The sequence below is a fragment of the Marixanthomonas sp. SCSIO 43207 genome, from assembly GCF_019904255.1.
Lineage (GTDB): Bacteria > Bacteroidota > Bacteroidia > Flavobacteriales > Flavobacteriaceae > Marixanthomonas.
In genome coordinates, this window is record NZ_CP063203.1 from 607,271 (window position 1) to 620,582 (window position 13,312).

13 protein-coding genes are annotated in these 13,312 nt (G+C 34.2%); 11 read left to right on the forward strand and 2 right to left on the reverse strand.

Annotated elements, in window-relative coordinates:
• The first annotated feature begins 52 nt into the window (after window positions 1–52).
• The 11 genes from rplM to INR76_RS02875 all read left to right on the forward strand — a co-directional run bounded on the left by rplM (window position 53) and on the right by INR76_RS02875 (window position 12,038).
• On the forward strand, window positions 53–508 hold the full coding sequence (rplM, locus tag INR76_RS02825; RefSeq protein WP_223109148.1) for a 50S ribosomal protein L13: 456 nt from the start codon (window positions 53–55) through the stop codon (window positions 506–508).
• Window positions 508–894, forward strand: a complete 387-nt coding sequence (gene rpsI, locus INR76_RS02830) for a 30S ribosomal protein S9 (protein WP_223109149.1) — start codon at window positions 508–510, stop codon at window positions 892–894. Before rplM ends, rpsI begins: the two co-directional genes overlap by 1 nt.
• Window positions 895–1,050: 156 nt before the next feature.
• Entirely contained in the window at window positions 1,051–1,935 is an 885-nt protein-coding gene (gene rpsB / locus INR76_RS02835) for a 30S ribosomal protein S2 (RefSeq protein WP_223109150.1), read from the forward strand.
• Window positions 1,936–2,032: 97 nt separating this feature from the next.
• Complete coding sequence (gene tsf / locus INR76_RS02840; RefSeq protein ID WP_223109151.1) at window positions 2,033–2,854, forward strand: translation elongation factor Ts; 822 nt, start codon at window positions 2,033–2,035, stop codon at window positions 2,852–2,854.
• Window positions 2,855–3,197: 343 nt separating this feature from the next.
• Entirely contained in the window at window positions 3,198–3,905 is a 708-nt protein-coding gene (gene pyrH, locus INR76_RS02845) for a UMP kinase (RefSeq protein WP_223109152.1), read from the forward strand.
• A 59-nt stretch (window positions 3,906–3,964) separates the two neighbouring features.
• Window positions 3,965–4,519 carry a ribosome recycling factor gene (frr, locus tag INR76_RS02850; RefSeq protein ID WP_223109153.1) on the forward strand — a complete coding sequence of 185 codons (555 nt, stop codon included), beginning with the start codon at window positions 3,965–3,967 and terminating at the stop codon, window positions 4,517–4,519.
• An 87-nt stretch (window positions 4,520–4,606) separates the two neighbouring features.
• Window positions 4,607–5,872, forward strand: coding sequence for a DUF5686 family protein (locus tag INR76_RS02855; protein WP_223109154.1), 1,266 nt, complete (start codon window positions 4,607–4,609; stop codon window positions 5,870–5,872).
• 76 nt (window positions 5,873–5,948) lie between these two features.
• Complete coding sequence (locus tag INR76_RS02860) at window positions 5,949–8,342, forward strand: RND family transporter (RefSeq protein ID WP_223109155.1); 2,394 nt, start codon at window positions 5,949–5,951, stop codon at window positions 8,340–8,342.
• 97 nt (window positions 8,343–8,439) lie between these two features.
• Window positions 8,440–9,882 (forward strand): asparagine--tRNA ligase, encoded by a 1,443-nt coding sequence (asnS, locus tag INR76_RS02865; RefSeq protein ID WP_223109156.1) that lies wholly within the window; start codon window positions 8,440–8,442, stop codon window positions 9,880–9,882.
• An 87-nt stretch (window positions 9,883–9,969) separates the two neighbouring features.
• A complete protein-coding gene (rpoN, locus tag INR76_RS02870; protein WP_223109157.1) occupies window positions 9,970–11,433 on the forward strand; it encodes an RNA polymerase factor sigma-54 in 1,464 nt (487 codons plus the stop codon).
• Window positions 11,433–12,038: a hypothetical protein gene (locus INR76_RS02875; protein ID WP_223109158.1), complete on the forward strand. Its 606-nt coding sequence runs from the start codon at window positions 11,433–11,435 to the stop codon at window positions 12,036–12,038. The genes rpoN and INR76_RS02875 overlap by 1 nt, the downstream gene beginning before the upstream one ends.
• On the opposite strand, the gene INR76_RS02880 is transcribed toward INR76_RS02875, so the two are convergent.
• Window positions 12,033–12,740: a porin family protein gene (locus tag INR76_RS02880; protein WP_223109159.1), complete on the reverse strand. Its 708-nt coding sequence runs from the start codon at window positions 12,738–12,740 to the stop codon at window positions 12,033–12,035. The two genes, INR76_RS02875 and INR76_RS02880, sit on opposite strands and share 6 nt — an antisense overlap.
• Window positions 12,741–12,828: 88 nt before the next feature.
• Window positions 12,829–13,302, reverse strand: a complete 474-nt coding sequence (locus INR76_RS02885) for a biopolymer transporter ExbD (protein ID WP_223109160.1) — start codon at window positions 13,300–13,302, stop codon at window positions 12,829–12,831.
• Between the last annotated feature and the right edge of the window lie 10 nt (window positions 13,303–13,312).

The window sequence follows — 13,312 nt, forward strand, 5'->3', positions numbered from 1 at the left end:
AAGGAATGTTTAACCTGACGGTAGGTGAATGCCGGCAGAAAAATTATTAAAAGTGGATACACTAAGTTATAAAACAATATCAGCAAACAGCGCTACTGTAAACAAAGAGTGGTTGCATGTAGATGCTGATGGACAAACGCTTGGGCGCTTAGCTAGTAAAGTAGCAAAATTGTTACGTGGTAAGCACAAGCCTAATTTTACTCCTCACGTAGATTGTGGAGACAATGTTGTTATTACAAATGCAAGTAATATTGTATTAACCGGGAATAAGTGGAACGATAAAAAATACATTCGTCACACAGGCTATCCGGGCGGACAACGTAGCTTAACAGCAGAAGAATTATACGGAAAAGACCCTGCAAGAGTAGTTGAAAAAGCTATTAAAGGAATGTTACCTAAAAACAAATTAGGTGCAGATCTTTTCAGAAATCTTAAAGTATATGCTGGTGCAGAGCACGATCAAGAAGCACAAAAACCAAAAACCATTAACCTTAACGATATCAAGTAATGGAAGTTATTCACAAAATAGGAAGAAGAAAAACCGCTGTAGCCCGTGTATACCTTTCTGAAGGAAAAGGAAATATCACTATCAACAAACGTGATATGGAAAAATACTTCACTACAGGTACATTACAATATAAAGTTAAACAAGCACTTATGTTGACTGAAAACGACAAGAACTTTGATGTTTCAGTAAACGTATTTGGAGGTGGAATTACCGGACAAGCAGAAGCAATCCGTTTAGCCCTTTCAAGAGCTATGTGTGAGGTTAACGAAGAAAACAGAGGTATTTTAAAACCAGAAGGTTTATTAACAAGAGATCCAAGAATGGTTGAGCGTAAGAAATTCGGACAGAAGAAAGCGCGTAAAAAATTCCAATTCTCAAAACGTTAATACAACCGTGCCATTGCTTACAATGGCACACAAGTTCATATTATATTTATTTAATAACGCTGTTATTCCGTATGTCGCGGAAGTTAGTTTAGCATCTAAACCAAGTCCTTGTTAAGGAAAGGTTGCTATCTAAACAGGAACGTAAACTAAAACAAAATGGCAGACAACAAAGAAGTTAAGTCGTTACTTGACGCAGGTGTACACTTTGGTCACCTTACCCGTAAATGGAATCCAAACATGGCACCATATATTTATATGGAGCGCAACGGGATTCACATTATTAATCTTTACAAAACAGCTGCAAAGCTTGACGAAGCAAACGAAGCGTTAAAGAAAATTGCAGCAAGCGGAAGAAAAATTCTTTTCGTAGCTACCAAGAAACAAGCAAAAGACATCGTTTCAGAAAAAGCAACTGAAGCCAAAATGCCTTACATTACAGAGCGTTGGCCAGGTGGTATGCTTACCAACTTTGTAACCATTAGAAGAGCTGTTAAAAAAATGGCGTCTATTGACCGTATGAAGCAAGATGGTACTTTTAACACACTTTCAAAGAAAGAGCGTTTACAAGTAGATCGTCTTCGTGCTAAGCTAGAAAAGAACTTAGGTTCTATCAGTGATATGAGTCGTCTTCCAGGAGCATTGTTCATCGTAGATACAACTCGTGAGCACATTGCAGTAAAAGAAGCTCAAAAATTAAACATTCCAATTTTTGCTATGGTGGATACAAACAGTGATCCACGTGAGATTGATTTCCCAATTCCATCTAACGATGATGCGTCAAAGTCGATTGAAAAAATTCTTAGCAAAGTTTCAGAAGCAGTAATTGAAGGTCTTGCAGAACGTAAAGCCGGAAAAGAAAAATCTGAAGAAGAAAAAGCAGCTAAAAAAGCAAAGAAAGAAGCAAAAGCTAAAAAGGCTGAGAAAAAAGAAGTTCCTTCAAAAGACAAAGAAGATAAAAAAGCAATGAAAGAGGCAAAAAAACCTGTGAAGTTGGAGTCTAAAGAAGAAACTTTGGAGAAAGCAACTAAAGAAGAAGAATAAAATAACCTTTTGTTAAAACAAATTTGCCGTTTGGTTATTTTCTTTGCTGAAAATCAATTGAACGGCTTTTTTACTAATACATTAAAACTTTATAACGATGGCTAAAATAACCGCCGCAGAAGTAAATAAATTAAGAAAATCCACCGGTGCCGGTATGATGGACTGTAAAAAGGCATTGGTAGAGGCAGATGGTGACTTTGACAAAGCAATTGAAATCCTACGTAAAAAAGGACAAAAAATTGCTGCTAAAAGAGCAGACCGCGAATCTAGCGAAGGTGCTGTTATTGCAAAAGTGAACAGTGACAACACAAAAGGTGTTATTGTTTCACTTAACTGTGAAACTGACTTTGTTGCTAAAAATGATGATTTTGTAAAATTGGCAAATGACTTTGCTGAATTGGCATTAAACACTTCATCAAAAGAAGAGTTAATGGCAAAAGATTTTAAAGGAATCACTGTTGAAGAAAAACTAACTGAGCAAACTGGTGTAATTGGTGAGAAAATCGAGATTGGTGCTTTCAAAACTTTAGAAGCTCCATTTGTAGGATCTTACATTCACGCAGGAAACAAAATTGCTGTTTTAACAGGTCTTTCAAACAATGTTGATGGTGCAGAAGAAGTAGCAAAAGACGTATCTATGCAAGCCGCAGCAATGAACCCTGTTGCTTTAAATGAAGAAGGCGTAGACCAGTCTACAATTGACAAAGAAATTGAAATTGCAAAAGATCAATTACGTCAAGAAGGTAAGCCTGAAGAAATGCTTGATAATATTGCAAAAGGAAAAATCAAGCGTTATTTTAAAGATAACACCTTGGTAAACCAAGCATTTATTAAAGACAATAAACAAAGCGTTGCTCAATACGTAAAAACATTAGGTGACGTTGAAGTTGTAGCTTTTGAAAGAGTATCTCTAGACTAAGCACACGTTTTTTATAATACCAAAAGAGGTTTCAGCAGTTGTTGAAACCTCTTTTTTATTGATACCTATCTGTTAATAGCTTCAGTAGAATTAAAGCAAACCATTTTCAGAAAGAAGTTTAAAGTTCTTGTTTCCAAAAAAGTCATAGTATATTCCTAAATAAAATTAAGTTCAAGCTTAACATTTCCACCTTTTTAATTTTCTCAACAACGTACATAATTTTTCATTATTTTTGCTGCACAAATATCTTAAAGCGTAAGCTTCTGAGGTATTAAACAAAACTTAATATAGCTTTATTAAACCGTGAAGCGCTTAAATCTCGATGATCGAGTAAAATATCACTATGCAATACAAACGAATCCTTTTAAAATTATCCGGTGAAGCCTTAATGGGAAACCGCCAATATGGTATAGACCCAGATAGATTAAAAGAATATGCCGAAGAAATTAAAGAAATAACCAAAAAAGGAGTAGAAGTTGCCATCGTTATTGGCGGCGGAAACATCTTTAGAGGTGTTGCAGGTGCTAGTCGCGGTATGGACCGCGTGCAAGGAGACCATATGGGAATGCTGGCAACGGTTATAAATGGTCTTGCATTACAAAGTGCACTGGAAGATGAAGAAATCCCTACACGCCTTCAAAGTGCGGTAAAAATAAACGAAGTGGCTGAACCCTTTATACGCCGAAAAGCCATTCGCCACTTAGAGAAAGGCCGCGTAGTAATCTTTGGCGGAGGTACCGGAAACCCGTATTTTACTACCGATAGTGCTGCGGTGCTTAGAGCGATTGAAATTCATGCCGATGTTATTTTAAAAGGTACACGCGTTGACGGTATTTATACCAGCGACCCTGAAAAAGACAAAGCTGCTGAAAAATATGACTACATTACTTTTGAAGATGTCTTGAAGAAAGGATTAAAAGTGATGGATACTACAGCTTTTACACTTAGTCAAGAAAATAAATTACCTATTATTGTGTTTGATATGAATACCAAAGGAAATTTAATGAAAGTTGTTTCTGGAGAAAAAATAGGAACAAAAGTAAATCTATAATCAAATTAACTACGCTAGATTTTGGCGTTATTTTTGAATACGAAACATAAATTAATACAATGGAAGACGAAATTGAATTATTGATAGACGAGACTAAAGAAGCGATGGATAAAGCCATTCGCCACCTCGAAAAACAATTAGCAAACATAAGAGCCGGAAAGGCTACACCTTCTATGGTAAGTAGTGTAGTGGTAGATTATTACGGCAGCCCTACTCCACTTAACCAAGTAGCAAACGTAAACACCCCAGACGGTATGACGATTTCTATCCAACCTTGGGAAAAGTCATTAATTCCAGAAATTGAAAAAGGAATTCAAATTGCCAATCTTGGTTTTAACCCACAAAATAATGGTGAAAGCGTTATTATTAATGTTCCGCCATTAACTGAAGAACGTCGTAAAGATCTGGCCAAACAAGCTAAAGCTGAAGCTGAAGAAGCTAAAGTTGTGGTTCGAAATGATCGTAAAAATGCCAATAATGATCTTAAAAAGCTGGATATTTCAGAAGATTTACACAAAAGTTTAGAAAGCGATATTCAAGAAATGACAGACTCTCACATTGCAAAAATTGATGAGATTTTTGTGAAAAAAGAAAAAGAAATCATGACTGTTTAGTCCTTTATTTTCGTTAAACAAAACCAAAACAAGCGGCCCAAATGCCGCTTTCTTTTTACATTTAACTTATAACCTTGGCTTTCCTGTATGCGCAATCTTTTTTTAATACTTACGCTGGTACTTGGAATTTCTGTAACTGCACAAGAACCTGCTATAAAAACCGAAAGAGACACAACAGCCACCAAAAAAGAAAAAAAGAAAAACCCATTTAACACAGGCTTTTACCCTATTGGTTTTTTTGATGTTGATTTACGGTACTTAATTAAGTACAATAACTATGAAGGAATTCGCCTAGGAATTGGCGGTATTACCAATGATCGTTTTTCTGAACATTTTAAAATTGGCGGTTATATTGCTCACGGTTTTAAAGACAGTGCTTTTAAATACAGCATAGGTGGTAGCATACGAGTTGATGAAGAATCGAAAACTTGGGTAAATCTCTATTACATTGATGATATACGAGAAATAGGAACCTTTCAATATTTAACAGATGCACGGGTTTATTCAGTTTTTGAACCCAGATTGGTCAATGTAACTCAGTTTTTTAAACACCGCACGTGGCAAACAAATATTCAAAGTGAGTTTAATCCAAAAGTTTTATCTGAACTTCGTCTTTCTCACAGCTCAGTTGAACAAATAGAAAACTATCAATTTATTAATGAAGGAGAAACGTTTGAACAATACGAATTAAGTGAAATTACAGCTTCAATACGAGTAAGCCCCAAGAAAGAATTTGTTACCACAAAAGACGGATTGATCGAGTATTTTGACGGGACTCCCAAAATTAGTGCACAAATTACTCAAGGAATAAAAGACATTGCGGAGAGTGATTTTAATTATACAAAGTTTGGATTAAAGCTAGATTACTATATAAAAAGAACAGATTTATCATCTACCAGTTTTTTGCTAGAAGGAGATTATGCATTGGGTGATCTTCCGTTAACACATTTATTTCATGCATTCCCTAACAGCCCTACAAAAAACACAATCTTACAGCGATTTTCTGTTGCCGGAAGGAAAAGTTTTGAAACGATGTATTTTGGTGAGTTTTTTTCAGATAAACTGGCAACTCTTCAAATTAAGCACAGTTTAAGACGTTTTTATTTTTCTGATCATTTTAAACCTGAAATGGTTTTGATAACTCGCCACGCAATTGGAAGTCTTGACAATCCAGAAAGACATACCGGTATTACCTTCAATACACTTGATCAATTTTATTCAGAATCTGGGTTTGAGATTAATAAATTGCTTTTCGGCTTTGGGTTGAGTTTTGCGTATCGCTACGGATTTTACAACCTGCCTGAGTTTGAGGATAATGTTTCTTTTAAGTTTACCTTTTACGCTAAGTTTTAGCCTGTAAAATCTTAGCCAAAAAGACCAGCTACTGCCTTATAATTTATACCTTTGCGCCTGCTAAAAAAGAAATACATTGGATAAACTTTTCAGTATAGGGTTTTGGAGTGCTGTAGCACGGTTCATTATACGCAACCGTACCTTTATACTTATTGCTATTGCTGGAGCTACCGTTTTTTTTGCTCTACAATGGAAAAACATGCGCTTTACTTATACTGAAGCAAATTTACTTCCAGATGATCATGAAATAAATCTTGAATACAAAAACTTTCTTTCAAAGTTTGGTGAAGAAGGAAATCTAATTGTGCTGGGGGTAAAAGATTCTACTCTTTTTACTCCATTAAATTTTAAAGCTTGGACTCAGCTTTCAAAAGATTTGCGTCAGTTTGATGAAGTTGATTTAACGTTATCAATAGGTGACTTAAAAAAACTTGAACGCAAGAAAGACACAGTTGGCTTTCAATTAGTTCCTTTTATTCAAGATTCAATTCTTACTTCAAAAAAATTACAGAAGTATCAAGAAGAATTATTTGACAATCTACCTTTTTACAACGGCTTGGTATATAGCCCTAGCAAAAGCTCGGTGCGAACGGCTGTTTATCTTAAAAAAGATATTGTAAACACAAAAGATCGAAAAGACTTTATAATTAATGATTTAATTCCTCTTATTGAAACATTTGAGACCAAAACAGGTATAGATGTTCATACTTCTGGGATGCCTTATATACGTACACTTAATTCAAAAAACATTATCGATGAAATAGGTATGTTTATTGGAGCGGCATTGTTGGTTACTTCGCTTATATTTTTCTTTTTCTTTAGATCTATAAGAGCAACGTTAATTTCAATGGCTACGGTAATTATTGGGGTAATGTGGTCGTTTGGTATTTTAGGATTATTACATTATGAAATTACTGTTTTAACAGCTTTAATTCCGCCATTAATAATTGTTATAGGTATACCCAATTGTATTTTTCTTATTAATAAATACCAACAAGAAATAAAGCAACACGGTAATCAAGCAAAATCACTTCAACGAGTAATAAGTAAAGTGGGGAATGCTACATTAATGACCAATGTTACTACTGCCTCTGGATTTGCTACGTTTATACTAACCAATAGTAAGCTATTGAGTGAGTTTGGTATTGTGGCTTCTATAAATATTATTGCCATATTTCTACTTAGCTTGTTTATCATACCTATTGTGTATAGCTATATGGCAATACCAAAATACAAACATCTTAAACACCTTAACAAACAATGGATTAGCAAGTTTGTAAATTGGATGCAACGCATGGTGAAAGAACACCGTATCGCCATTTTTATCCTTTCAATTGTAATGCTTTGTGTAGGGATTATAGGCATTTATAACATAAAAATTTCGGGAAGTCTTATTGAAGACATGCCCAAAAATGCCGACTTTTTTAAAGACATTCGTTTTTTTGAAAAAGAATATGAAGGAATCATGCCGCTAGAAATTTTGGTTGACACCAAACGCAAAAAAGGCGTTATGAAACTTTCTACATTAAAACGAATGGATGAATTGCAAACCTATATTGAAGAAATCCCCGAGTTCTCAAAACCACTTTCAGTAGTTGAATTGGTTAAGTATTCAAAACAAGCGTATTATAATAGTAATCCTAAATACTACCAATTACCCAATAGCCAAGAAAGAACATTTATTCTTTCACAAGCCAAAAGCAGTGCAGATAACACAAACTTACTAGAAAGTTATGTAGATAGCACTGGACAATATGCAAGGATAACTACGTTTTTAAAAGACACTGAAACTGAACGTTATGATAGAATTGAAGAAGACTTAAAAACAAAAATTGACAAGATATTCCCTCCAGACCGCTATAATGTAAGTCTTACTGGTAAAGCTCTTGTTTTTCAAAAAGGAACTAAATATCTGGTACAAAATTTAATTCTCTCACTATCACTAGCCATATTTTTAATTGCAATATTTATGGCTTGGATGTTTAGAAGCTTTAAAATGATTTTAGTATCCTTGTTACCCAACTTACTTCCATTAATCATTACAGCTGGTCTTATGGGCTTTTTAGGAGTTCCTATAAAACCTTCAACCATACTAGTTTTTAGTATTGCATTCGGTATTTCAGTAGATGATACCATTCACTTTTTGGCAAAATACAGACAAGAACTTATTGCTAATAATTGGAAAATTAAAAAATCAGTCTATGCTGCATTGCGAGAAACTGCAGTAAGTATGTTTTATACCTCAATTGTACTATTTTTTGGTTTTTCAGTATTTACCATTTCCAGTTTTGGAGGTACGGTAGCACTAGGAGCTTTGGTTTCAATCACATTAGTATTTGCTATGTTGGCAAATTTACTGTTACTCCCGGCTCTTTTATTGTCTCTTGAAAAAGAAATTGCAAACAAGAAAACATTTAAAAAACCATCATTTGAGATTCTTCCGGAAAATCAAAACGAATCAAAAAATTAAAAATAATACCTATGGATAAAGATCTTTTTTACATTCAGAATTTATTTTTCTGAAATTTTTATAAAAAGGTATCTTTACCTCTCAAAAAATAGCAATCATGCAGCATACAGAAATACTAGAAGTTTTAAAAACCGAGCCATCGCTTCACGAAATAACCGTTAAAGGTTGGGTGCGCGCTTTTAGAAGCAACCGCTTTATTGCCTTAAACGACGGTTCTACAATTAAAAACCTACAATGTGTTGTTGATTTTGAAAATTTTGAAGAAGAAATATTAAAAAAAATAACCATTGGCGCGGCGATAGAAGTTAAAGGTATATTGGTAGAAAGCCAAGGAAAAGGACAAACGGTAGAAGTTCAAGTTTCAAAGGTAACTGTATTGGGCGAAGCAGATCCCGAAGATGTAAAATTAACCATCCTTTCTCCCAAAAGACATACTCTTGAAAAACTAAGAGAGCAAGCTCATTTAAGAGTACGCACCAATACTTTTAGCGCTGTTATGCGTACCCGATCAAAACTCGCTTTTGCAGTTCACGAGTATTTTCAGAAAAATGGTTTTAATTACATGCACTCACCAATTATTACAGGAAGTGATGCTGAAGGAGCCGGTGAAATGTTTAGAGTGAGCAACTTAGACCAAAAAAATCCTCCGCTTAATGAAGAAGGAGCGGTTGATTACAAACAAGATTTCTTCGGAAAAGAAACAAACTTAACCGTAAGCGGTCAATTAGAAGCCGAAACTTATGCTATGGGACTTGGTAAGGTCTACACTTTTGGCCCAACCTTTAGAGCCGAAAATTCAAACACCTCTCGTCACCTAGCTGAATTTTGGATGATAGAGCCTGAAGTAGCTTTTTGTGATCTTGACGGTAATATGGATCTAGCCGAAGATTTCATTAAGTATATAATTAATTATGCACTTGAAAACTGTGCAGATGACCTAGAGTTTTTAGAAAATCGCTTATTACAGGTTGAAAAAAGTAAACCACAAGCTGAGCGAAGCGATATGGCTCTTAGAGATAAATTAAAGTTTGTATTAGAAAACAACTTTAAGCGTGTTACCTATACCGAAGCTATTGAGATTTTAAAAAACTCAAAACCCAACAAAAAGAAAAAGTTTAAATACGTAATTGATGAATGGGGTGCAGACTTGCAAAGTGAGCATGAACGCTTCCTTGTTGAAAAACACTTTAAATCACCAGTAATTTTATTTGATTATCCAGCAAAAATTAAAGCGTTTTATATGCGTTTAAATGATGACGGAAAAACCGTTCGTGCAATGGATGTATTATTCCCGGGAATTGGTGAAATCGTTGGTGGTTCACAACGTGAAGAACGCTACGATGTTCTAAAAGAAAAAATGGAAACCATGGGCATTGAAGAAAAAGAACTATGGTGGTATCTAGAACTTCGCAAATTTGGTACTTGTGTTCACAGTGGTTTCGGGCTTGGCTTTGAACGTATGGTGCAATTTGTAACCGGTATGGGAAATATTCGCGATGTAATTCCGTATCCACGTACTCCAGGAAACGCAGAGTTTTAATCAAAAATCATAACCTTATATTAAAACCGGCTACAATATTATTTTTGTAGCTGGTTTTTTTTAACTTTATATGTAAGTATAGAATATATGTTAAAGCAACAGTTAAATTTTAAACTATCACAAAAGCTCTCGCCGCAACAAATACAGTTGATGAAGCTTATTCAACTTCCTACGCAAGCTTTTGAGCAACGTATTTCTCAAGAATTGGAAGAAAATCCGGCATTGGAAGGCGGTAAAGAAGAAGTAAACGAATATGATGATGAGTTTTCAGACACTTATGAAGATGACTATGACGACGATGGTACAGAAGTAATTGAAACCGAAATAAATGTTGATGACTATTTAAGTGATGATGAAGTACCAAGTTACAAACTATCATCAAATAATTACAGTGCAGATGATGAAGACAAACAAGTTCCGTATGCATCAGGTAAATCATTTAACCAACATTTACTTCAGCAATTAAACACTTACAGGCTTGAAGAACAAGAAATGGAAATTGCCAAATTTTTGGTAGGAAGCGTTGATGAAAGTGGTTATATACGACGTGAGATTTTAGATATTGTTGATGATTTAGCTTTTACGCAAAATGTATATACTTCAGAAGAAGAGGTTGAGAAAGTACTTAATATTGTTCAAGAATTAGATCCTTCTGGTGTTGCAGCCAGAAGCCTTCAAGAGTGTTTATTGATACAATTAAAAAGAAAAGAGGAAACAGCTTCTATTGCCTTAGCTATTTCCATTTTAGATGAAGCTTTTGATCAATTCACAAAGAAACATTATAAAAAATTACTTCAAAAGTTTGACATTTCAGAAGATCAGCTTAGAGATGCTATTCATGAAATCGAAGTATTAAACCCTAAACCCGGCGGAAGCTATTCTGGCAACACTAGAGCTGTTGAGCATGTAATTCCAGACTTTACCATAAAAATACGCGATGGTGAGCTAGAACTCACTTTAAATGGTCGAAATGCTCCCGAACTACACGTTTCTAGAGATTATACTAATATGCTAAAAGGATATAAGGAATCTAAAGAAAAGTCAAAAAAGCAAAAAGATGCTGTAATGTTTATTAAACAGAAGCTAGATGCTGCCAAGTGGTTTATTGAAGCCATTAAACAGCGTCAACAAACGCTTTTTGTAACTATGAGCAGTATTATGAATTATCAAAAAGACTATTTTTTGACAGGTGATGAGCGTAAAATAAGGCCTATGATTTTAAAGGATATCGCAGATGAAATTGACATGGATGTTTCGACAGTTTCAAGAGTTGCAAACAGTAAGTATGTTGATACACCTTACGGAACATTTCTTATTAAAGAGTTTTTCAGTGAATCTATGAAAAATGATCAAGGGGAAGATGTTTCTACTCGCGAGATTAAAAAAATTCTAGAGATTACCGTTCAAGAAGAAGATAAAAAGAAGCCTTTAACAGATGATAAATTGGCAAAAGTATTAAAAGAAAAAGGATACCCTATCGCTCGTCGTACTATTGCAAAATATAGAGAGCAGCTTGATATCCCTGTAGCTAGGCTTAGAAAAGAAATTTAATGAACCACTTTTTACGTTTAGGTTCGTATCTGTTACACCCTTTATTAATGCCATTATTGGGTGTTTTACTTTATTATATTTTTACGCCACGCTATGTAGATCTTGAACTTGTAAGAGCAAAGGTCTTTGCAGTAGCTATCATCACGCTAATTATACCTATAATTTTCTTCTTTTTATTAAAAAGTCTTGGTATAATAGATTCTATACATTTAAAAACAACTAAAGAAAGAAAGGTACCGTTAATGATACAGTGCTTACTTTTTTTGGTAATTATAAAAATGGTATTTGACCCTTATGAAACCCCTGAGCTTTATTACTTTTTCGTAGGCACTTTATTTTCAGCTATTGCAGCTTTACTACTTGTAATTTTAAAAGTAAAGGTTAGTCTTCATCAAATTGGTATAGCCGGAGCGACTATGTTTTTGATTGTGTTAAGTGTACATTTTAAAATTAACGTACTAATGTGGATTAGTGTGTTCTTCTTTTTTAATGGATGGGTAGCTTCTTCTAGGCTACATATGAATTCACACAACTACTTAGAATTAATAATTGGTTTTTTTATAGGGTTAATTCCACAAGTAATCATGGTTAACTTTTGGTTATAAAATGTAAAATATTAAACCAAGTTTTACACTTTTAAAATCGACTTGAGCACCTTCTTCTGTAGTAGCATCTTTAAAAAATGGATTAATACTATAAGATGCAAAAAAATTAAATGTGTTATATCCAAAACTAAGTGTAGCTGAGAATCTTAAGTTGTCAAATTCAGGTATATCAGTTTGACCTACATTATTACCTGGCTGTTTAAATGTTGATTTATACCAATACGTATAACCTACGCGTACACCACCATAAATACGCCAGAATTTATAACTTGAAGCCGTTGAAGTTCTCCATCTAAATTGAATAGGAACCTCTAGCGTAGCAGTGCTAAATCTATTTTGGTCAAAATCTACTTCACTATCCAGCACCCGAAATATTGAGTTTTCATTTGCATCTTCACCAATAAAAAGAGTTTGACCATATTGATCTAATGCTAAGCCAGCACCTACAGCAATGGCTACATTTCTTCTTTTATTGATAGGCATGTCTCTTACATACCCAAAATGAATACCTCCAGATAGACCTCTGGTTTTAACTCCACTAGGAACATCTGTAACAATATTATAATTAACGCCTATATAAAATTGATCTTCTCTGTATTTAGCATCAACTATGCTATCTTGACTTATTTCATCTTGTGAAAAACCTAAGAAACAGCACAATAATGCGGCTGAAAAGAATAATGATTTTATGAATGTATGCATATGTTAAAGATAGGTTTTTTTTAAACTATACAATAAAAAAAGGCTTGTTCTATAGAACAAGCCTTTTAAACATTTATTACAATGTATTCTATTGATCAACAGGATTTCCCGGAGCTGTAATGTATATAATTTTCAACATATTTAAATCTCTCAGCTGTTGCTTAATATCGGTAACAAGCCCTGTATTGGTTTCTTCATCAACTTTTAGAGCTACCATTACTTTATCTTGCAATTCGGGACGTAACTTTTCACGAGCTTCTGTCAATGCAAATTTTACATTAGATATATCGGTAAACTTATCACCTATTTGAATTTTACCTTCTGTACCATATTTATCTTGATAACGCGAACTAGGCTTACCGGCATAAATATAAACAGAACGGTCTTTTTTCAATTTTTCTAATTGATCTGCTTTAGGCAAAGTGTTTTGTACCAACAGATTGTTATCTCTTAATACGGTTACAACCATAAAGAAGAATAATAACATAAACACAATATCAGGTAAAGATGCTGTATTTACTGCTGGAATTTCTCCGCCTTTTTTCTTTCTAAATTTTGACATGTTTCTTAGT